Here is a 22,169-nt window from a genome sequence, read left to right on the forward strand (position 1 = left end):
CCCTTGCATGAGGATCTCCTTAAAATGAAAGTGCGACCAAACATTTAAAAGGAGAATTCACATGCAAGAGCACTTTCATTTTACAACAGATCGAGCCAAACTTCAAAAACAATATGTATCGATTTTGTGTTTTGTATCAGCTCAACTATCGAGTATCCAGATTCATCTTCAACGTCGAAATCTTCATTTGTTGAAACAGAAGGACGAGGTCATCATCGCCGTCCATGTCCTTGGAAAGTTGTTAGGCTTCACTTCCGAACGGGCTTGGCACCGGTTTGTGATCGGGAATTTGTTTTCCAAGGACTTGTTCCCTGAACGTTCTCGATACAACCGTCGCTGCCGAGCGCTTGGCTTTGCGATCAAGTGGATGCGGCACCAGCTGGCCAAGCGTGGACAACACCATGCGTATGCGGTCGTGGACAGTTTGCCGATCGAGCTGTGTCATTCATCCCGAATGTATCGCGCCAAACGGTTTCGTGGAATTGCGGATATTGGCTATTGTGCTTCCAAAAGGATCACTTTTCTATGGGTTGAAACTTCACCTGCAGGTCACCGACCAAGGGCTTCCGATGGGATATGTTGTCACCGAAGCGTCTTGTCACGACCGGGTGGCCGCTGAAACCGTCATGACGCAAATTCCACATCCATATAACCTAGGTGACAAAGGGTACATCAGCCAAAAACTGCAAAAGAAGCTGTACGAAGAGCATCGAGTCGCTTTTTGGACGCCCGTTCGAAAAAATCAGCGAATTCTCCAATCCGACGCATGGAAACAGTGGATGAAACGAAAACGCAAAGTGATTGAAACCGTGTTTTCGATTTTAGTCGATTCGTATCGGATCACCGAGATTCGAGCGAACTCGGTTTCTGGATTTGAAACGGCACTGGATGGTATTTTACTGGCTTACTCCCTTGTTGTTCTTGGGCTAGTTGAGCGTTAAGACTCAACTAGCACCACGGGTTATTATATTATATATGTTCAGAATAAATTTGATCTCGCCAACAAAAAAGTTCTTTATGAAAATCAACTCCAATTTTTATTTATAAAAAAGCAAAAGGAAATAAAGAGCTCAATTTTGCTTACGCTCGCTCTTATTTCCTCAGACTATTAGACATTGGTGAAATATTTTTGACTCACCAGCTTGATTTTTTGACGCCTGGAATTTGTCCTTGTGCGCCCGGCATGGGTGTAATCTATAGGGTGAAAGTCCCGAGCTGCGAAGGCAGAAGTAGCAGTTAGCTTAACGCAAGGGTGTCCGTGGTGACGCGGAATCTGAAGGAAGCGAGCGGCAAACTTCCGGTCTGAGGAACACGAACTTCATATGAGGCTAGGTATCACTGGGTGAGTTTGCAAGACAAAACAAAGCCCTTTCTGCCGAAGGTGATACAGAGTAAATGAAGCAGATGGATGGAAGGAAAGATTACACTCTTACCCGGGGAGGTCTGGCTGGCACGCCAAGTAACCTTGGTAACCTATCTAGTGATAGATAGCTGAACCGTCAGAAGTCAGCAGAGGTCATAGTATTAGTTGGTCTAGAACAACTAAGAAGGACCGAACAATTAAGAGAGAATAGCCCTTGGCATTCAGTGAGTCATGATGAACACAGAAAACGTAGTACCTCACTTGAGGGAGGAAGCGGTGAATCCCGTGGGAGATCTCTTGGAGGGTGGAGTGACCACTGGCATAAAGAGAACAGCTATTCACGGAAGTTATAAAGACTTGCGTCAATTATCTTAATTGAACCGCCGTATACGGAACCGTACGTACGGTGGTGTGAGAGGACGGGAGTTAATCGCTCCCTCCTACTCGATTGTAGGCTAACCCACGGAATGCAATATGCGACAGCTTAAATTTACGGAGATAACCTCTTGGCCTTCCGGTAATTTCACAACGATTTTTTAGACGGATAGGGGGGAGCTTTTGAAGAGCTTCATAGTCCCCTTTCTCCTTTAGCTCTCGTCTTAGCTCAGCATATTTAACAACGAATTCTTGTCTTTTTCTTTCTTTCGCTATTTTTGATTTTTTAGCCAATGTTCGTCCTTCCTGTCATATCATTTATTATTGAAAATTCCTCATTATTGCGTGACATCATCGTCTTGAAAAATTCGGCTTTCTGTCGCTCCTTTTTGAAATAGATATTTTCCGCTGTATGGTTTTGCTTCTTGATCAACTTTAGAAATGATAATCTGACAAATTCTTCTTCCTATCGTTAATTCAATCGGTAGGCGATTCGCGTTAAACAGTTCCAACGTGATTTGTCCTTTAAATCCCGGGTCAACCCAACCGGCATTTTGAATAAATAGCCCTAAGCGGCCGATCGAGCTTCTTCCTTCTACGAAAGCAGTAAGATTTTCCGGCAGCTCGATGGTTTCTATAGTAGTAGCAAGCAAGAAAGAGAAGGGGGGAATGACAATTTTCTCGTTTTCAGCCACTACTTCTTTATATTTCGCTTTCGCCTCTAATGATAGATGAGCATTGGCGTGCTCATCCATCACAAGAAAATGATTTCCAAGGCGCAAATCTACTGAAGCAGGTTGAATTTGCTCTTTTGTTAAGGGATCAATGACCAATTCTTTATGTTGAATTTTCTCAAGAATAGTTTTTCCAGATAAAATCATTCCTTCTTTCCTTCCTCCAGTTACACTTTTTGTAAATTCCAAGGGAATGGATCTGGAAGAGTAGACCAGTCTTGATCAAACTCAGCGTCGGTTAGTAAACATTTATCCAATTCCTTTATGATTTCTTCAGGGCGTAAATCTATTCCAATAAATACTAATTCTGTTTGCCGATCTCCGAACTGATCATCCCACTCGTCCAGCAAATAAGGGTTTTCCTTTAAAATTTGCTGCTGCTCTTCTTTCGGTAAAGAAGCGACCCAATAAGAGATCGGTTCAATACTAACAGAAGGTCCTGCCTGTGACATCAAAAGGGCAAGGTTATTTCTAGTTGCGCACCATGCAATTCCCTTTGCCCTTACAATATTTTCGGGCATGGAGTGAAGCCAATTGTAAAAGCGCTCGGAATGGAAAGGCAAACGTCTTGAATAAACAAAGGAAGAAATTCCATATTCTTCAGTTTCCGGTGTATGCTGATCATGCCCTTGCTCTAACTCCTTGATCCATCCAGCTGAAGAGCTTGCTTCCTCAAAATTGAATAGTCCAGTGTTTAAAATCTCTCGAGGATCAATCTCACCTTTGACAGTACGAATAAGTTTCGCTTTTGGCTGCAATGTTTTTAATACCTTTTCCAGCTTTGCCAATTCTTCTTCAGACACCTAGTCACACTTATTCAAGATGAGCACATCGCAAAATTCAATTTGGTCAATAAGAAGGTCTGCGATTTCACGAGTATCGTCTTCACTTAACGCTTGCTTTCTATCTAATAGCCGATCACCTGACTGGTAATCCTTCCAGAATCGATTGGCATCTACAACCGTCACCATCGTATCCAATCGACAAAAGCGCGTCAGATCGATTCCTAGTTCTTCATCAATATATGAAAAAGTTTGAGCAACTGGGATTGGCTCACTAATTCCAGTCGATTCAATAATGATATAATCGATATTTCCTTGTTTAGCGAGCCTTTCTACTTCAATTAATAGATCTTCCCTTAATGTACAGCAAATACATCCGTTTGACATTTCGACTAGCTTCTCCTCAGTTCTTGAAAGCTCTCCGCCTTGTTTGACTAATTCAGCATCAATATTGACCTCGCTCATATCGTTCACAATAACGGCTACCTTGAGCCCTTGGCGATTTTGTAAAATATGATTCAAAATGGTAGTTTTCCCTGCTCCTAAGTAGCCGCTTAAAACGGTCACAGGTATTTTTTTATCCATTGTCATCTTCCTTTCAACAATTAAAGTTTTTCTTTGACCTCAGATTGGTTCGAGATAATTGAAAACCAATTTATATAAATCGTAATCATTACGATTTATATAATATTTAAACATATTTTTTTCGTAAATGCAAAATAAACTGTGGGAGTATTGATTTAGAATGCCGCAAGCCGAATATTAAACGATATACATAAAAGCAGAACGGTTGGTGCAATCCATCCATAGCTGCCAAAAAGTACTTCAGAGAAAGGTCTTCTACAAAACAATCGTACAATACACATCATGAACAATTTCTGGAAGCTTGAAATCAATGTGCACAATGCTTTTATAAATGGAAAAAAGATTATCCATTCACAAATTCCGTTTTAGATGGTATAGTTTTTACTATTTTCAAGGAGTGGAAAAGAGATGAACCCTTTTATTCTAATCGTAGGAGCGGGTCCTGCCGGGATTGGAATGGGGATATTATTAAAACAATTAGGAATTAAAAATTTCGGAATTTTAGAGCGTGACCGTATTGGGTCACCGTTTATGCAATAGCCGAAGGAGATGAGATTTATTACGCCATCGTTCACAGGATAAGGATTTGGTGCATTAGATTTAAACGCTGTTTCGCTGTCTGTTTTTGATTATAAAAAATTTGTTTAATCACCCAAAAAATTGCTGGAGAAATGGTTGTTTTTTTGTTTAAGTGTATATATCAAATTGAGGATGAACCAAGTATAATTTGATTAAAAATTTCTGAATAAAAAGAAAATAAAGTTTTATTACCTGATAAACATCAATGAATATTCGTAAAAAATGATACCGCTTTCAATTAATTAAATTAATCTAATGTGAGGGGGGAATGGAATTGATCAAAACATCTAATGGTGAAGAAATTTTTATTATTGATGCACACATTGCCTTATGGGATGGAAGTAAGGAGAATCAATTGAATATCCACGGAGAACAATTTATTAGTTGCTTTTATGATTATCACAAAAATCTAAGTCCGAAAGAATATTGGTGGCCGAAAGATGAGTTCGTAAAGTATTCTCCAGAAAAACTTGTGAATGATGTGTTTATTGAAGGATATGTGGATATGGCGATTTTCCAACCAGTTCTTCTAAAAGAGTTTTATAAAAATGGTTTTGGTAATTTTGATGCAAATGAGGAACTTTCAAAAAAGTACCCTAATCGTTTTATTTGCAATGGAACATTCGATCCCCGACATGGTGAACGAGGTTTAGAAAAATTAGAAGAAAATAAAGAAAAATACAACTGGCAAGGTGTCAAGTTATATACAGCTGATTGGTACGGTAATTCAAAGGGCTATAAACTATCTGATGACTGGTCAAAAAGATATCTTGAAAAATGCCAAGAGCTGGGGATAAGAAATATTCATATTCATAAGGGTCCAACGATCACTCCTTTAAATCGGGATGCATTTGACGTAGCAGATGTTGATGATGCAGCAAGTTGTTTCCCTGAACTGAACTTTATTGTCGAACACGTAGGACTTCCAAGATTAGAAGATTTTTGTTGGATTGCTACACAAGAGAAAAATGTCTATGCAGGTTTGTCAGTTGCCATTGCTTTAATTCATACTCGACCTCGTTATTTTGCTCAGATTATTAGTGAATTGTTGTACTGGCTTGATGAAGACCGAATCATTTTTGGAAGTGATTATGCTATATGGGAACCGAAGTGGATCATTGAAAAGTTTCTTGAATTTGAACTTCCAGAAGATATACAAGAAGAAACTGGAGTTACATTTGATTTGGAAGTTAAGAAAAAGATTTTAGCAGGAAATGTAGCGAGATTATATAACATTGATATCGAAAAACAAAAAGAAAAGTTAAAAAATTGTAAATTATCTAAACAAACAGCATAACTGAAATGAGGGAATAACTTATTAAAAGACTTATCTAATCCATTGAATGGGGAGGTGCATCGAAGTTAATGGATAAAGAAAAGCAAGTGTATAGCATGCTTGAAAAAGTGTATGATCCTGAACTTGATCAGCCGTTAACAGAGTTGGGATTTATCGACCATATTGTAATTAAAGACAATCATGTTGAAGTAGTCATTCGTCTTCCAACTTATTGGTGTTCTCCTAACTTTGCATACATCATGGCTGAAGATATAAGGAAATATGTGTCTGAGTTAGAATGGGTAAAAACGGTTCAAGTTCATTTACTGGATCATTGTGCATCCGATGAAATTAATCACGGAGCATCAGCAGGAAAATCATTTAGCGAAGTCTTCGGCGCTTTATCTGACGGAGACCTTGAAGAATTGCGCAAAACTTTTGATATAAAAGCCTACTATGCAAGGCAAGAGAAACTGATGAAATATCTACTAAAAATAGGAATGTCAAAGGAAGAAATTACGTCTTTATCTCTACAAGAACTGAATGAACTGTCCCTGCCCGAAGAAGGGAGGCTGTTAAGAGAAAAATATTTGGAGAAGAAAAAAGTATTCCATCACTCAAGTACATTTGCCATAACAACTCCAGAAGGGAAACCATTGACTGAAGAAGAGTTTTCAGATTACTTGAAAGGCGCCAAGCTGACAAGGTTGAGCATGGAGTTTAATGCGCATTATTGCCGGGGATTGTTGGAGGCACGATATAATTTGTCTGCTGCTTATGAAGGCAGTTTGGCAAAATGATTCATAATTTTTACAGCGTACAAATAATTTCATAATAAAAGGAAAGGTGATGTAAGATGAGTAAAAATGTTCTTATTATTACTGGCGATGCTGCTGAAGCATTAGAAGTGTTTTATCCTTATTATCGTTGTATTGAAGAAAATATTAATTGTACAATTGCCTCACCTGTTAAAAAGAAGCTCCAGACGGTTGTCCATGATTTCCTTCCTGAAATGGAGACTTTTACAGAAAAATGGGCATATAAAATCGAATCTCATGCATCAGTAGATGAGATTAATCCGGCCGACTATGATGGATTAATTATCCCAGGAGGGCGTGCGCCTGAATATATTCGTATGAATCCAAAGGTTCAGGAAATTGCTGCTCACTTTTTAAAAGAAAATAAACCTCTTGGGGTGATCTGTCATGGACAATTAGTCTTAACAACTGTAAGAGAATACATCAAAGGAAGAGAGATGACAGCTTACACTGCTTGTAGACCAGAAGTGGAAGCAGCAGGAGCTACTTATGTGGAAAAAATGCTTCATGTGGATGGGAACATTGTATCGGGCCACGCTTGGCCGGATTTACCGGGATTCATGAGAGAATTCTTTAAATTGTTGAATGTAAGAGAAAAGTCTGCTGTTTAAAACATAAAAGGGCTGATGTATTTGAAAATGCCCCCCGAATATCGGATACTTGAAAAAAGTTCGATATTCGGGATTTTTTGTTTCATCAGGAAAAATACGTTTATCATCGAATCCAAGATGTAAGCGGAGAAAATCCAATGAGGATGATTTGAGTGACGTTCAAATGAGACAGTTAGAGAAAATCATTGGAATGTCAAACATGTGTCCAGACGTTCTCCACATTTAGAGCAGTTCCTAATTACTTGTCTAAAAAGGAAATTGCCCATTGAAAGACACTATGGACTTAATACTTGGTGTATGGTAGCAATCCCAAGTTTTCCTGCCGGTCGTCTCCCCGAACAACATTTGCCGATTGTCTTTTTTCATTCACTCCCGTTTCGATCAAATTATACGGACTTAACGGTCTAAAGAATTTAATAACAGTAACGATATATAAAATATGACAATTCCTTCTGTTGTTTTAGGGTTAATTCCTGTCAGCTCTTCGATTTTATTTAAACGGTAGTGCAGTGTATTAATATGGATATTCATTTCCTCTGCTGTTTTTTTGATCGATTGATTATTGTTCATATAGTGTTGTAACGTTTCGATTAGAATTTGATCTTTTTCCATCATATGAATGGTTTGCTTCAAAAAATCTTTTTGCATCTCTGATGGGATATCTTCCAAGATGATTTCTAATATAAGATCCTCATAAAATACAATGCCTTTATTTTTTCGCGCTACCTTTAATGCTTTTTGTGCTTCTTTAAAAGATTTATTGATCATGTGTTTGCAAGCTGTTTTTCCTATGCCAATAGCTAAAGTGCTTTTGTATCTGTTTTCGAATCTTTTTTTTAAATCGTTTAACTGACTGTAAAAATAATTTTGTTTATAAGAAGCATCCATCTTTTTTAATACTAAAAAGCGCTCTTGCCCCCATCGAACAATAAAATGTTTTTCTTTCCCGAAGATAGAATAAAACAATTCTATGATTTCTTTTTGAATTCGATGAATATCGTAATTATTTAATGTGTGTATCTCCAATTCCATGAGTGTGCAAACATGAGTGTCATACACAGGAATGCCTAACATAAACCCGCGCTCTAAAAAATCTTTATCCACAGATGAAGCATTGATCCATTCATAAAGATACGATTCTATTCCTCTTATTTCCCATTCGTTTCTTTCAGTATAATATGCTTCTTGTATAATGAGCTCTGTCATTCTTCTAATTAAGTCCGCATAAGGCTCCACTTGTTTCGGTTCGCCAGTTATTCCGATCACTCCAATTACCTTCTTATGAAACATAATGGGCATATTGATTCCTGCTTTGACTCCTTTCAGCACTTGTGCTTTGATTTGATCAATGTAAAGCTTTTGTTTGGACTTAATAACAATCGTAGCTCCTTCATGAAAAGAGCCGATCCGACTCTCATCAGTGGAGGATATGATGATCCCATTAATATCAACTAATATAATATCCTCTTTGACTACGTCCTGAACCTCTGAAATAATTTTAGCAGCCAGCTTTGGGGATAATTGCAACTCGTATCACCACCCTTTTGGTTAAAAAGACAATAAAATAGGCATTTTTGGTATGTTAATTATATCATCATACATAGATAATATGACTCTCATTCTTTATAATAAAACGAAAAGAATAAAAGTGAGGGGTTTGAATGATTGCTCCTGATATAAAGAGGGAATTCATAAATATTGTAGGAGAAGAAAATTTTGAAGATTCGGAAGTTGAAAGGTTAGTATATTCGTATGATGCGACTCCAAATTTTCAATCGATTCCGGATGCGGTCGTTTCGCCTAGAAATACAGAGGAAGTATCTAAAATATTGCAATTATGTAATGAAAATAAAATACCGATTGTTCCGCGGGGCTCTGGTACGAACTTATGCGCCGGCACTTGTCCTGTTGAAGGAGGAATCGTTCTTCTATTTAAACATATGAACAAAATTTTAGAGATCGATGAGGAAAACTTAACCGTCACATGTCAACCGGGAGTTATCACACTTGATTTAATCCATGCGGTGGAACAAAAAGGTTTGTTTTATCCACCAGACCCAAGCTCAATGAAAATATCTACAATTGGGGGAAATATTAACGAAAATTCTGGAGGATTAAGAGGACTGAAATATGGAGTAACTCGTGATTATGTGCTGGGGCTAGAGGCGGTTCTTCCTAATGGGGAAATTGTTCGAACAGGAGGAAAGCTAGCAAAAGATGTGGCAGGGTATGATTTAACGCGCTTATTTATAGGTTCTGAAGGAACGTTAGGAGTGATTACAGAAGCGACATTAAAGCTGATCCCACTGCCTGAATCAAAAAAGACAATGCTTGCTTTATTTCAAGATTTAGAAGCTGCTGCGCGTTCCGTATCGAAAATTATTGCCAATAAAGTAATTCCGGCAACTTTAGAGTTTTTAGATCAGCCGACGCTAAAAGTAGTGGAGGACTATTCACAAATCGGACTGCCAACAGACGTTCAAGCCGTATTACTGATTGAACAAGATGGAACGCCTGAAAATGTGAGTAAAGATATGAAGGTCATGGAAGAAATATGCAGGAGTGAAAACGCCGTATCTGTACAAATTGCCCAGTCAGAAGAAGAAGCTGAAGCTTTACGAACAGCGAGACGCACCGCTTTGTCCGCCTTAGCCAGACTAGCACCAACTACTATTTTAGAAGATGCGACTGTACCAAGATCAGAAATTGCCAAAATGGTCAAAGCCATTAATGAAATAGCCGCAAAACATAACGTAAAAATATGCACGTTTGGTCATGCGGGAGACGGAAACCTTCATCCTACCTGCACGACAGATATTCGGAAGAAAGATGAGATGGAACGGGTGGAAAAAGCTTTTGCTGAAATATTTGCAAAGGCCATTGAACTGGGAGGAACAATTACTGGAGAACATGGAGTAGGAGCCATGAAAGCGCCTTATTTAGAATGGAAGCTAGGAAAATCTGGCATCGATGTGATGAAGTCGATCAAAGCTGCATTGGATCCAAACAATATTATGAATCCTGGGAAATTATTTGCAAAGGATACACGAAAACGAGTGGTGATCTCAAAATGATGACAGAATCAGAAAAGCAAAATATCCAAAGAGATTTCAAGGAACGCATGGACGAAGATGAGCTGTTAAATTGTATGAGATGCGGTTTTTGTTTGCCATCTTGCCCAACTTACATTGTGTCTGGATATAAAGAAAGCCAATCACCAAGAGGAAGAATTGCCTTAATGAAGGCAGTTTATGATGGGGTCCTTCAACCGGATGATGAATTTGAAAAGTCTTTAAACTTGTGTTTAGGATGTCGTGCGTGTGAGCCGGTTTGTCCATCGGGTGTGAATTATGGACATTTATTAGAAGAAGCAAGAGACATAATTAACCAAAATAAAAAGCATTCTTTACCTGCGCGGGCAGTTCGAAATGTAGTTTTTAAACAACTATTTCCTAAAAAAAGTAATTTAATCAACATAACTAGCTTAGTTGGATTTTATCAAAAATCTGGACTTCAAAAAGCGGCACGTAAAATAGGATTTATGAAACTGTTTCCATATCATCTCCGGGAAATGGAAAAAATATTACCTGATGTTCCTGAGAGAAAGACACTGAAACAGCGATCTGAATATTTCCCGCCAAAAGGAGAGAAAAAAGCAACTGTTGCTTTCTTTTCCGGATGTTTAATGGACACGTTGTTTCTCGAAACAAATCATGCAACCATTCAATTATTGCAAAAAGCCGGGTGTGAAATTGTTATTCCTAAAACACAAGCATGCTGCGGAGCTTTGCACGGTCATAGCGGAGAAAAAGAACTAGCGAAAGAATTAGCAAAACAAAATATTGAAGCGTTTGGAAAAAACGAAGTAGATTATATTATAACAAACGCAGGTGGCTGCGGCGCTTTCTTGATTGAATATGATCACTTATTAAAAGATGATCCGCAATGGTCAGAGCGCGCTGAAAAATTTGTTGCAAAAATAAAAGACATTACGTCCATTTTATATGAGCTTGATTTTCACAAACAATTTCGCCTTTCACTTCCTGAACAAGTCGTCACATATCAAGATTCCTGTCACCTGAGAAACGTCATGAAAACGTCAAAAGCTCCTAGAGAATTGCTTCGTTCAATTAAAGGAGTAACATTCACAGAAATGGAAAATGCCGATAGCTGCTGCGGCTCTGCAGGCATTTATAACATTGTCGAACCGAAAACATCCATGGAAATTTTAGATCAGAAAATGGAAAAAATGAAAAAAACCAAAGCCACTACAATAGTAACAGCTAATCCAGGATGTTTCATGCAAATGAAGCTAGGAATTGAAAGAGAAGGATTAAAGGATGTAAAAGCTGTTCATATTGTGGATCTATTGTTAGAAGCAGCGAAATAACGAACAAGCACTATATTTGATGTAATTTTGAAACTTAATGTGAATGTTTAATTGCTAAGCTGCAGTTTTTTGTTCAGATGATTATGGGGGAGGACTTTCTCTAAGAAGCGGACTTGTTTGAAGTAGCTTCTACTCAAGTGTCTCAGACCTTCGGAAGCATCTGTGTCTGATTTTAAGTTAAATTCAACATAAAATGAAGAAAAGAAACGGAATGTACCGCGCATGCATTCCGTTATTTCAACCGCCATCAAGATAGATTTTACGGTTGGCAAAACATTTAGATTTTCCATGAAAAAACTAAACATCTCTTTTTATTCCAGACCTCATTTTTATCATTGGAGATTTTTCTTGCGGCGTTGGCAAGTTTGCTTTCGTTTGATGATCCAGTCTAACTTTAAGCAGGCTCATTCCCTTTTAGAACAAGAACATTTTTTGGGGCTGTCCAGAAAGTCAAAATCCACTGAAAATGAAACATCATAAGCATTGATATATCAACGTTTCTAAAATATTAAAGGGGCGTCTATAAGCCGGAAAATCGACTTATTAGACAGCCCCTATGTGTAGAAGACTCCGCTCATGGAATACATTAGTTAGCATTCCGCCTCTGTGAAACGTCTCAGCCAAAAGGTGCCTTCACCCGCAAACAAGTTACGATTGCTCCGCTAAAAAATAAATTTTCTTCACTTTCTCCTTAAACTGCTCAACATGAACAAACCTCGCTTCTCGCAAAACCTCTTTTCCATCGACATACAAAATTAAAACAGGTGCGGTAAATATGGATAAGTGACCGGCTATGCTCGGAATATCATCGACGTTGATAAAGCCCATTTGAATCTTTGGAAACTCAGCCAGCACTTTTTCCACCTTTGGCAGCAAAGCATGACAAACACTGCAATTTGTTTTGGATATATATAAAAATGCCAAATGATGACTATTAATAAATTGCTCGACATCTTCTATGGAAAATAAATCATGGTTTGTCTGCAAAATTCATTTCGTCTCCTTTCATGATCAAAAAACTTACTACATTATACCATAGGAAGGTATAAAGAAATTGAACAGATGCTTCACACGTTGAGAAGCAGGAGATTCACTTGGAGGGGCTTTAGAAGATGTGTATTGACGGCTTCTATTCTTTAATCGTTTGAATAGAAATATTTGAAAAACTGATTATGAACAAAAACTGGAAGTGATGAATCAAATTTGAGAGTAAACGTTCGATGATTTCAAATTGTGCGGATGATATCGCTTACCTTAACATTAAAGAACACGGAAAAACGAATTGATGTTAGAAGTCTTTCTTGTATATAACAAAGAAATTTTAACTTATTGCCCTTTGTATTGTTCTTGTTCGTTGATCTGCTGGGCAAAAATACCTTTTTCTATTTATTAGGCAGCTGGCAGCAAAATCAACGGATGCTCTTTTCTACCCCTTGTAAGTGAACACGTACATTAATTATGTTGAATTACACAAGTCATTCAGCCGCTTTGATGCGGAATCATTCAACATCGCAGACCTTTATGTAGATTTTCTTCGAGAGAAATCTTCTCCAATAAATACATTAACCCCCAGCACCTAAGTACTGGGGCAAAAAACATGAATCCCCCGCTGACGGGGTGAAATGGCCTGCGACGCGGCAGGCAACTTATCATTAAGTTATGAGCTTTTTGCTGATATTATGCAAGGAGAGGAACCATTTAGGCTCCTCTCCGTTAGAAAACACAAACGAATCCACGTTTTTTCACGTGTGAAAAGGTCTGTGACGAGACAGACAACTTATTTTGTATTCTAAGTATAGAAAAATCTTGGGAAATGTCAATACATGATTAATACACTGTCAATACGTTGTAAGTACGTTACAGATTAAATACCCATTTTACACGGTTCATAATCTTATTTAAATCATCCTTGTTTATATTGCCGATATGTTGCTTTAGTCTTACTTTGTTGACTGTCGTTAATTCTTCCACCTTTACGGCGGAAGTCTGCGTTAAAAACGGATAGACTTCCTTTTTGAGAAAATAATGTGTCGCAAGTTTTGGCGATACCTTTGTTTTTCCTTTCCGGTCTGTTATAATTTTGGTTTTTAACTTTGTAGTCAAAGGAGCTATCTTAACATTAACGGATGTACGGTTAATTCTGTCATTAGAAAGGACAAGCATCGGTCGTTCTCCGTTTTGCTCTGTGCCGATATTTTCCCCGAGTTCACAAGTGAAAATGGCCCCTTGAACGATCAGTCGTTTCATTTGCGTTTGCTCATTCTCAATCCATTCATTAGCTAATGTGATCTTATTGGGATACCATTTGTCTAGTTTAGCTTTTTTGTCAGCTTTTTTTAAACTAATCATCGCTCCTGTTTTACTGCATCTGATTCCATCTTCTTCTCCCTTTCCCTTTGTTTTATACCGTCACACTCATGATTGTATCACGTCATGATCTTAAAGTTTGTTAAAGCTTCAATATTTTTTCCGCTATACATTCCCATTATTTTGTCGTTTGCAGGGTATGCCGAAACATCAATAGAATGATTATATAACAGTGTTATAACAGAATGTATCGGTGTTTTGACTAGTGATATAGACGAAGGACTAATATTGATTGAACCGAGAGACGTGTGTACCTAGTTAAGAATGAAGGAATCTGCTTTAAGAAAGTATGCTCTCATTCTCCAAGCAAGACGCGGGTGGGAGCGAGGCTATTTAGAAAAGACATTATATTCTTGAAGCGTTTTATGGAGATAAAACAGAGCAGCGATATGACGCCAGAAACAAGCGGCAGAAGCAGTAATGGCATGTGTTCGACAATCAAACGTAGCAGTTTGCGAAATGAAGACAAAACGGGAATTAGATCGTTATAACGATAATATACAAACGTTAAAAGTGATGGTGCCAAACAAAACGATCTGCTAAAGTACTCATGATGAGGTTAGATCAACAACAGAAATACATAAAGGAAAGGGATGAACTTCTCACGCGGTTTCTAAAGGAATCCATGGAGACACACAAAATGATCACTGTGGCCAAAGAGGAAGAGCAAAAGAAGAAAAAGTGTTTTGGTCTCTTCATCTCTTTTGTGATTGTTCATTTCGCATGCATCCTCTTTTCCCTCAAGTTCAGTATTCATGCGAGAATCAAAATTGTACATTTATTAAATTAGCATTCATATGCATCTTCGCTCTGTATGAGTAAAATGTTTGTTGGAGAAAGATAAGATCCTTCCGTTAGAAGCAGGAGTTTCTCTTAAATGGTAGGGGGAAAGGCAAAATAAATGCAAAAAGGACTCTCTTCCTGTATTGTGATAAGTGCACAAACCAAACACAAGGAGAAAAGAGAGGTGGGCAAACATTAAAAGAGATCGAAATGGAATTATTTTCGATGATTCAAGAAACCTTCGGGGAACTGCTTCAACAGGTGTTGAAGTACATCGATCATGAGTGCCCTTGGTAAACAAACGTCACTATGTGCATCAGACGAAATGAGCCGGTGTAGGAAGGGCTTGAAGGGTTTATGATGGAAGAATACAGCTATGACCCGATGATGGACTGGTTTTCTCAATGGAGATAGAACCGCGTGGATCACCGCTTGCCGGGAGTATTTCGGAAAACGGCAGGAACACCGATTTACAAGCATTAAAAGTGTTGAAAGGATTTAAAAAAACAAAAGAGGCACATACAAACAGGATGAGATGGTTGGCGAACGCTTACAAAACAGATCGTAAAAACGAAATATACCCAAAAAATCAAAACAGCAAAAAAATCCCCATCAAAATCTTGTCTCAATCTCTCTGCAAATCTATTACAATAGAAATAAAAACATAATTTATAAGGTGATGCATAATGGATTCTTCATGGCTGAAGCCGATTTCGGAAGCAAAGTATTTGGCAACGGACAATGCTTATCGCTATCGGGCGATTTTACGATATTTTTATATGCAGCATGAACGAATGCGGCAATATTTGTTTCCTGAAGAAGTATTTGCATTTTTAAAAGAACATAAGGAGTTTCAGAACTATACTGAAGACGATCTCCAGCAGGATTTAGATCAGCTTGTCAAATGGAAAAACTTAATTGCTCGGCAAGAGACGGTGAATATTCGCACAATCGAAGAATTTAAAAAGAAACGGTTTCGTTATCAATGCAGTCCTTACACGGTTGAAATTGAGAGGATGATCCGCACGTTAGAGAAGCTAGGGGATTCATTCGGAGGATCTTTAGAAAAAACGCGTTTTGACCGTTTATACTCTTCACTCGTTCGGATAGAAAATATTATACAAAACGATTTTCAAGAAAAACGAGAAGAGATTAATCAAAATTGGGAAGAAACATTCGATTATTTCAAAAAAATCATTCAAAATTCTGCAGATTACATCGCTTACCTTAACAGTGAGAACACGGAAGAACGAATGATGTCGGAAGCCTTTCTTGTATATAAAGAAAAATTTACGACATATTTACGCGATTTCATCGTTGCCTTACAGAAAACATCGTTAAAAATTGAAAAGTTGTTGGAAGATATCGCAGAAGATGATGTTCACAAACTAGTCGCAATTGTTGCTGATTATCAAATGACGATTCCTCGATTAGAAGAAATGGAAGTGACGAAAGAACAACTTGAAGAAGATTTATTCGAAAAGTGGAGAGGTCTAAAAGAATGGTTTTTAGGCAGAGAAGGACGTGAAAGTGAATTGTATTTTCTTCAGCACCAAACGAATGAAGCCATTCGCCGCATGACCCGGGTCGTGCAAAGGCTGGGGGAACGTCATCACAATTTCCGCAGCCGCAAGAAAGATTTTCTCCATTTAGCAAAGTGGTTTTCCGAGCTTCCGAGTTTAGTAGATGCCCACCGACTATCCTCTGTTGTTTTCGGCTGTTTCCATACAAAGCATCTCATAACAGAGAACGATGCAACAGAAAACTTTTATCGCGATATTTGGGAAGAAGAGCCGACAGAATGGACGGTAAAGCCTCGCGTTCGCCATTACCGTGAAAAGAAAAAGCCGGAAGCGATCGAAACACATGAAAAAGAGAAACAGGAGATGAAGGTGAAATTTTTGCTGGAGAAAAAACGTGAGAAAGAAGAGTTAGAGAACCTCATTCAAGACAATAAAATCGTATTACGAGAGTTGCCGGTGATCGAACCGCACATTCGAAAAACATTGTTAAGCTGGATAGCAAAATCAATGACAAAACAAGACGGAGTCGTAAAAACGGAAAACGGGTGGAAAGTGAAAATCTTGCAAAAGGACTCTTCCTCGATTCAATTGAAAGCCTCTGACGGTACACTTACGATGCCGAATTATGAACTTTATGTCCTCGAAAAGGGAGAGATGTAACATTGGAAAAGACGGAGCAAGGGTTTGATGAAAAAGCGAAAGAAGCCATGACAGCCCTGTTTGAAAACTTCTGGATTGTCCGGGAAGAGGAACCAGAGCTTTATCAAAAGATTAGAGAACGTGAAAAAGTATTGAAACGTTACTTGCAAGAAAAGTTTGGATATCGGCTAATCATTCACCGCTATTTTGCAAAGCTCGAGAAAATCCCGGCTGAGCCAGAATCGTGGATGGGTATTCAAGATTTTCAAGATATATTAGATTATGCCCTGTTTTGCTGCTTATTAGCATATTTAGAGAGCAAAGCCGTCGATGAGAAATTTCTTCTGTCCGATTTATGTGAAGAGATTCAAGCGATGTATCCCGGGGAACTGCCAATCGATTGGACGAATTATCAACATCGGAAGTCGCTCATTCGGGTGCTGAGGACGTCGGAGCAAATTGGTATCGTAAAACGCGTCGATGGGGATCTTGAAGGGTTTGCAAATAAAGAAGACCATGAAGCACTCTATGAAGTTCCCGTTGTATCCCGCTATTTTATGAGATCATATCCGAAAGACTTGTTTCAATATGAAACGATAGAGGAGATTTTAGAAGAAGAATGGAAAGCGTCCCCGCAAGACTATCGCCGCCATCGGATATATCGGCAACTATTTTTATCGCCAGCCATTTATCGAAGACAAAAAGACGATCCTGACTTTTATTATTTAAGAAACTTTCGCCATCGCTTGCGGGAAGATATTGAAAAACATACTGATTATCACTATGAACTTTTTAAAAATGCGGCACTTTTAACTTTACCGGAACGTCAAAGCCGCTATACGCTGTTTCCAGATCAAAAAGGTACTTCGGAGATTATTCTTCATTTTTCCAAAATTATTCGCCAGCATCTTGATGTTCACATGCCTGATGAATATGGACAAATCCGCTTAACACCAAATGATTTTTTAGGTCTGTTAAAAAAATGCCGTGACGAATTTTCCGAAGGATGGAGTAAAACATACCGCGACATGACAATCTCTCAGCTTTCTGATGAAGTATTGAGTGCATTAAAGGAGTGGAAAATGGCAGAACGTGAAGCGGAGACTGGGATGATTATTCTCTACCCCCTTTTAGGTCGATTAGTCGGAACATATCCTGATGATTTTCTAATGAAAGGAACGAATGAAGATGACGAGTAAATGGGAGTTATATCGAGCGGGAGTGTTAAATTTTTGGTATTATGATGAAGAATTTTTTCATTTCGCAGACGGAAAACTTCTATTGCGTGGAAGCAACGGCTCCGGCAAATCGGTGACGATGCAAAGTTTTCTTCCGGTTCTGCTTGATGGAAAAAAGAGTCCTGATCGCCTCGATCCGTTCGGTTCCCGAGCTAGAAGAATGGAAGATTACTTGCTTGGGGAAAAAGAACTCGTCGACAGGGACGAACGAACAGGCTATTTATTTTTAGAATATAAGCGAAAAAACTCTGAACAATATATCACAACGGGTATCGGCTTACGGGCAAAACGGCAGAAAAATATGGATTTTTGGGGATTTGTCGTTTTTGACAATCGGCGCATCGGCAAAGACTTGCGTTTATATAAAGAAGAAAAGACAGACGGGAAGACGCAAAAAATTCCTTTAACGAAACGGGAGTTGATCACTGTTATTGGTGAAGGCGGTACGGTTGTTGATTCGCAACGTGAATATATGGAGTTAGTGAATAAACATATTTTTCGATTTGAGTCGCTTGATGCGTTCCACGAATTGATTGAATTACTCATTCAATTACGCAGTCCGAAGCTTTCAAAAGATTTTAAGCCAACTGTGATCTACGAAATATTAGAAAGCTCGCTGCCAGCACTTACAGATGAAGAGCTGCGACACTTGTCAGAAACGATAGAAAATATGGATCAAGCAAAACAACAATTAGAACAGCTTGAAAAAGACGAGAAGGCTCTAAAGCATCTTTGCCAGCATTATTCGACTTACAATGAGTATATGTTGGCTGAGAAAGCGAATGAATATGTAAAATCGGAAAAAAGCTTTAAAAAGTTAGCTGAAGAAAAGAAACAGTTTGTCGCACAACATCGTGAATATGAGGAAACACTTGCGACATTGAAAGAAGAGACTCAACAATTATCGATTGAACAAGAAGTGCTGCGTAAACGGGAACTTGATTTATCCAATCATGAAGTGTTTCAGGCAGAAGAAAAGCGTAATGAAACAGCGGAAAAACTGCAGAATGTAAACAAAGAGCTCAAAAAGAAAGAAAGATTTATAGATGAAAAACGAGAGCAAGAACGGAAAATTGAACAAAACTTAAACATGTATGAAGAACGTTTCGAACAGTTATTGAAAAAGCTAACAGAACAGTTAGAAATGATGCGGAACGATGCGTTAGAAAGCTCTTTTTCCGAGCATACAATCAACGAAGAAGATTTTCAGCGGAACCGAGAATATGAATTTGATTTTACCGTATGGAAGCGGGAAGCTAATGCACATTTTGATCGACTGGAGCAAATTAACGGACTTTGGAAAGAACATGATGAAATTCAATTACGTTATGAAGAAACGTATAAAGAGCTCGGCGAATTAAATAGGGAATTAGACCAACTAAAAAATGAAGAGAAAAAATGGTATGAACTGGTTGAAGACGAAAAATCCCGTTTGCAGGAAAGCGTGTTTGAATGGAGCAAAATGTATCCGGATATAAAGGTGGATGACGAAGCATTTCAAGTATTTTTACAAAGGTTGAATGAGCTATATGAGCGCTATCATTTCGAAGAGGTGAAACAACCGTTTACGAATCAATATTATCAATCTTTAGAATCGTGGAAAGCGGAAAAAATTAAAAAACAACATGAAATGAAATTGATAGAAAATGAAATTCGTGAAACGGAAGAAAAATTACGTTATTGGAAGGAACAAAAAGATCCTGAACCAGAACGAGACATGCAAACGGTGCAAACAAGGGCGTCGCTAAAAGAAAAAGGAATACCTTTTGTTCCGTTATATGCGGCGGTGGAGTTTCAAGAGCACGTGTCCGAAGAGTTGCGGGAACGGATCGAATCTACATTAAATCATGCTGGATTGCTCGACGCTTTAATTGTGGAAGCGGATTTAGATATCCAATATGATCGAGTAATCATGCCAAACCCGGCAATGATGGCACACACGCTAGAGGATTATTTAAAACCTGATGTAGAGAATGACTCAGGTGTTACTAAGGAACGAATCGAAGCGGTATTGCGCAGTATAATCGTATCGGACGAACAGCAAGGTAACGAATATTTTGTCATTAACGAAGCCGGACAATATTCACTAGGACTTTTAAAAGGACATGCCCCTGAAAGGGAAAAGGCAAAGTATATTGGAAGAGCCGCACGGAAACGGCTGCGTCTTGAGAAAATTCAGCAATTTGAGGAAGAATTACAGCTTTTAAACACTCAACTAAGAGAAAAACGAGAGCAGCTCGCGGCAGTGGATGAACGAATTCGCCATATTACGGAAGGGTTTCAATCGTTTCCAACTGACCAAAATGTCAAATATGCCTATGACCAGTGGAAGGAAACGAAACTCAAAGTAGAGAGCAAAGAAAAAGAAACAGAAAAGAAAAATGAAAAATTAGGTCAAATTGCTCGAAAATGGCAGCAAGTGAAAAATACTTTGCGCAACAAGACAGAAGGACTGGACCTTAAGTTTTCGAAAAAAGGGTACGAAGATGCTTTGTCTTATATGAAATCATATTTAAAAGAGTTAAATGATGTACAAATTACGCATGGAAACATCGTGCATACCGATGAAATGATCAAAAACCTAAATGATCAGCTTGAAGCATTACAAAACGAAATAGACGAAGCGAAAGGCGAAATCAATGTTCTTCTCGATCAACAACAGCGAGTATCACTTGAACTTGAGCATATCGAATTGATGTTAACGAAAATGGGAGCGGAACATATTCGTCAAGAGATTCAACAGATTCGAGAACGACTAACGTTTTTAAAAACGGAAATTCCTGAGAAAATTAAGAAACAAGCAGACATCGGGAATCAACTTTCAAACATGAAAAGCAAAATAAACGGTTTAGAGAGAAAACTGGAATTTGCAAAGGTTCTTGTCCAAGCATGGGAAGAGCTATTTGCCAAAGAATTGGAACGAGGGCTAGTGTTTGTTGACGAAAATGAAACAGGCTCGCTTTTGGACAAAGCAATAGACATTTCCAAGAAATATGGTTCTGTATTAAAAGAGAATACACGACTTTCTGTCACCGAACGATTAAACCGAATATTTTTCCAAGAACAACCGAATTTAATCGAATATCGTCCGGCACAGGAACCTGCCGATTGGAACAAACAAAATCCGTTCGTCGAGCTTTCATTAGATGAGGAATCGGAGCTAAAAGCGAACGATTGGAAGGAAAAAGCAGGACGTATCATCATTTTACTAGACTACAAAGGACAACGCGTTACACCATATTATGTATTAAAAGAGATTGAAAAAGATATATTGCTGCAAAAAGAATATATTAACGAACAGGACCGCGAATTGTATGAAGATATTATTTTGAAAACGATCGGGCGAATATTGCGAAGCCGCATACAGCGTGCCGAACGCTGGGTTAAAGATATGAACGCATTAATGGAAAAACGTGATACTTCTTCAGGTCTGACGTTTTCAATTCAATGGAAGCCGAAGACCGCGGAAACCGAAGAAGAAATGGACACGAAAGATTTAGTCGAATTGTTGCGAATGAATTCGCGGTTGCTAAAGGAAGAAGATTTGCAGCGGGTTACGATGCATTTCCGCTCAAAAATCAACCGAGCGAGAGAAATGCTTGAAGAAAGTGGGCAGGGCAATACGCTTCACCAAGTCATTAAAGAAGTGCTCGATTACCGAAAGTGGTTCTCGTTTACGCTTTATTACCAAAAAACAAATGAACCAAAGCGGGAATTAACGAACCAAAAGTTTTATAAATTTAGCGGCGGAGAAAAGGCGATGGCGATGTATATTCCTCTTTTTGCCGCGGCATATTCACGATATCAAGAGGCTGCAGAGGATGCTCCATATATTATTTCGTTAGATGAAGCGTTTGCCGGCGTTGATGAAAATAACATTCGTGATATGTTTGCTTTAGTCGAAGAGCTTGGTTTTAACTATATCATGAACTCTCAGGCGCTTTGGGGAGACTACGACACGGTACCATCGCTTTCTATTTGCGAGCTAGTTCGCCCGAAAAATGCTCCGTTCGTAACGGTTATACGTTATCATTGGGATGGAAAGGTGAAACGACTTGCGACAAATCCGGACGAAGAATTTACTTTTACATCATCCATATAGGAAG

Annotated in this window: 14 protein-coding genes and 4 pseudogenes; 12 read left to right on the forward strand and 6 right to left on the reverse strand. The window is 38.5% G+C overall.

All coding sequences use genetic code 11. The annotated features are described in order from the left end of the window. Positions 1-61 precede the first annotated feature (61 nt). A pseudogene (locus tag NSQ41_RS05960) lies at positions 62-941 on the forward strand (IS982-like element ISGth1 family transposase). 848 nt (positions 942-1,789) lie between these two features. Here the strand turns inward: NSQ41_RS05960 and NSQ41_RS05965 are convergent. The 3 genes and pseudogenes from NSQ41_RS05965 to NSQ41_RS05975 form a co-directional block, all read right to left on the reverse strand. Next, on the reverse strand, positions 1,790-2,032 hold the full coding sequence (locus NSQ41_RS05965) for a 30S ribosomal protein S14 (RefSeq protein ID WP_339211211.1): 243 nt from the start codon (positions 2,030-2,032) through the stop codon (positions 1,790-1,792). A 44-nt stretch (positions 2,033-2,076) separates the two neighbouring features. After that, positions 2,077-2,619 carry a dCTP deaminase gene (gene dcd / locus NSQ41_RS05970; protein WP_094245416.1) on the reverse strand — a complete coding sequence of 181 codons (543 nt, stop codon included), beginning with the start codon at positions 2,617-2,619 and terminating at the stop codon, positions 2,077-2,079. Positions 2,620-2,639: 20 nt separating this feature from the next. After that, positions 2,640-3,839: pseudogene (locus NSQ41_RS05975) on the reverse strand (GTP-binding protein). A gap of 408 nt (positions 3,840-4,247) precedes the next feature. Here NSQ41_RS05975 and NSQ41_RS05980 point away from each other — a divergent pair. The 4 genes and pseudogenes from NSQ41_RS05980 to NSQ41_RS05995 all read left to right on the forward strand — a co-directional run. Beyond that, positions 4,248-4,418: pseudogene (locus NSQ41_RS05980) on the forward strand (NAD(P)-binding domain-containing protein); the annotation flags it as partial. Positions 4,419-4,686: 268 nt separating this feature from the next. Continuing rightward, complete coding sequence (locus tag NSQ41_RS05985) at positions 4,687-5,715, forward strand: amidohydrolase family protein (protein WP_339211213.1); 1,029 nt, start codon at positions 4,687-4,689, stop codon at positions 5,713-5,715. Between the two features lie 68 nt (positions 5,716-5,783). Further along, the gene (locus tag NSQ41_RS05990; RefSeq protein ID WP_339211215.1) at positions 5,784-6,494 is read left to right on the forward strand and encodes an iron-sulfur cluster assembly protein; all 711 of its coding nucleotides are present in this window, start codon (positions 5,784-5,786) and stop codon (positions 6,492-6,494) included. Between the two features lie 56 nt (positions 6,495-6,550). Next, positions 6,551-7,123 carry a DJ-1/PfpI family protein gene (locus tag NSQ41_RS05995; RefSeq protein WP_063386439.1) on the forward strand — a complete coding sequence of 191 codons (573 nt, stop codon included), beginning with the start codon at positions 6,551-6,553 and terminating at the stop codon, positions 7,121-7,123. 396 nt (positions 7,124-7,519) lie between these two features. Here NSQ41_RS05995 and NSQ41_RS06000 read toward each other — a convergent pair whose 3' ends face one another. After that, on the reverse strand, positions 7,520-8,650 hold the full coding sequence (locus tag NSQ41_RS06000) for a sugar diacid recognition domain-containing protein (RefSeq protein WP_339211216.1): 1,131 nt from the start codon (positions 8,648-8,650) through the stop codon (positions 7,520-7,522). Between the two features lie 134 nt (positions 8,651-8,784). Between NSQ41_RS06000 and glcD the strand changes: the two genes are divergently transcribed. Beyond that, a complete protein-coding gene (gene glcD / locus NSQ41_RS06005; RefSeq protein WP_063386437.1) occupies positions 8,785-10,197 on the forward strand; it encodes a glycolate oxidase subunit GlcD in 1,413 nt (470 codons plus the stop codon). After that, positions 10,197-11,513 carry a (Fe-S)-binding protein gene (locus tag NSQ41_RS06010; protein ID WP_339195704.1) on the forward strand — a complete coding sequence of 439 codons (1,317 nt, stop codon included), beginning with the start codon at positions 10,197-10,199 and terminating at the stop codon, positions 11,511-11,513. Before glcD ends, NSQ41_RS06010 begins: the two co-directional genes overlap by 1 nt. Positions 11,514-12,161: 648 nt before the next feature. Here NSQ41_RS06010 and NSQ41_RS06015 read toward each other — a convergent pair. Both NSQ41_RS06015 and NSQ41_RS06020 read right to left on the reverse strand, forming a co-directional pair. Then, positions 12,162-12,500 carry a thioredoxin family protein gene (locus tag NSQ41_RS06015; RefSeq protein ID WP_144597540.1) on the reverse strand — a complete coding sequence of 113 codons (339 nt, stop codon included), beginning with the start codon at positions 12,498-12,500 and terminating at the stop codon, positions 12,162-12,164. Positions 12,501-13,370: 870 nt separating this feature from the next. Next, a pseudogene (locus NSQ41_RS06020) lies at positions 13,371-13,891 on the reverse strand (type II toxin-antitoxin system PemK/MazF family toxin). A 409-nt stretch (positions 13,892-14,300) separates the two neighbouring features. Between NSQ41_RS06020 and NSQ41_RS06025 the strand changes: the two are divergent. From NSQ41_RS06025 to NSQ41_RS06045, 5 genes are all read left to right on the forward strand, one after another. Further along, positions 14,301-14,423, forward strand: coding sequence for a hypothetical protein (locus NSQ41_RS06025; protein WP_261308773.1), 123 nt, complete (start codon positions 14,301-14,303; stop codon positions 14,421-14,423). A 644-nt stretch (positions 14,424-15,067) separates the two neighbouring features. After that, positions 15,068-15,331, forward strand: a complete 264-nt coding sequence (locus NSQ41_RS06030) for a hypothetical protein (RefSeq protein WP_063386432.1) — start codon at positions 15,068-15,070, stop codon at positions 15,329-15,331. A gap of 18 nt (positions 15,332-15,349) precedes the next feature. Beyond that, entirely contained in the window at positions 15,350-16,846 is a 1,497-nt protein-coding gene (locus NSQ41_RS06035) for a TIGR02677 family protein (RefSeq protein WP_339194824.1), read from the forward strand. Between the two features lie 47 nt (positions 16,847-16,893). Further along, complete coding sequence (locus NSQ41_RS06040; RefSeq protein WP_117017513.1) at positions 16,894-18,024, forward strand: TIGR02678 family protein; 1,131 nt, start codon at positions 16,894-16,896, stop codon at positions 18,022-18,024. Beyond that, entirely contained in the window at positions 18,014-22,165 is a 4,152-nt protein-coding gene (locus NSQ41_RS06045; RefSeq protein WP_339211219.1) for a TIGR02680 family protein, read from the forward strand. The genes NSQ41_RS06040 and NSQ41_RS06045 overlap by 11 nt, the downstream gene beginning before the upstream one ends. The last annotated feature ends 4 nt before the right edge of the window (positions 22,166-22,169 follow it).

It is taken from the genome of Aeribacillus sp. FSL K6-8210 (assembly GCF_037963925.1).
In the GTDB taxonomy this organism is placed as follows: domain Bacteria; phylum Bacillota; class Bacilli; order Bacillales; family Aeribacillaceae; genus Aeribacillus; species Aeribacillus composti.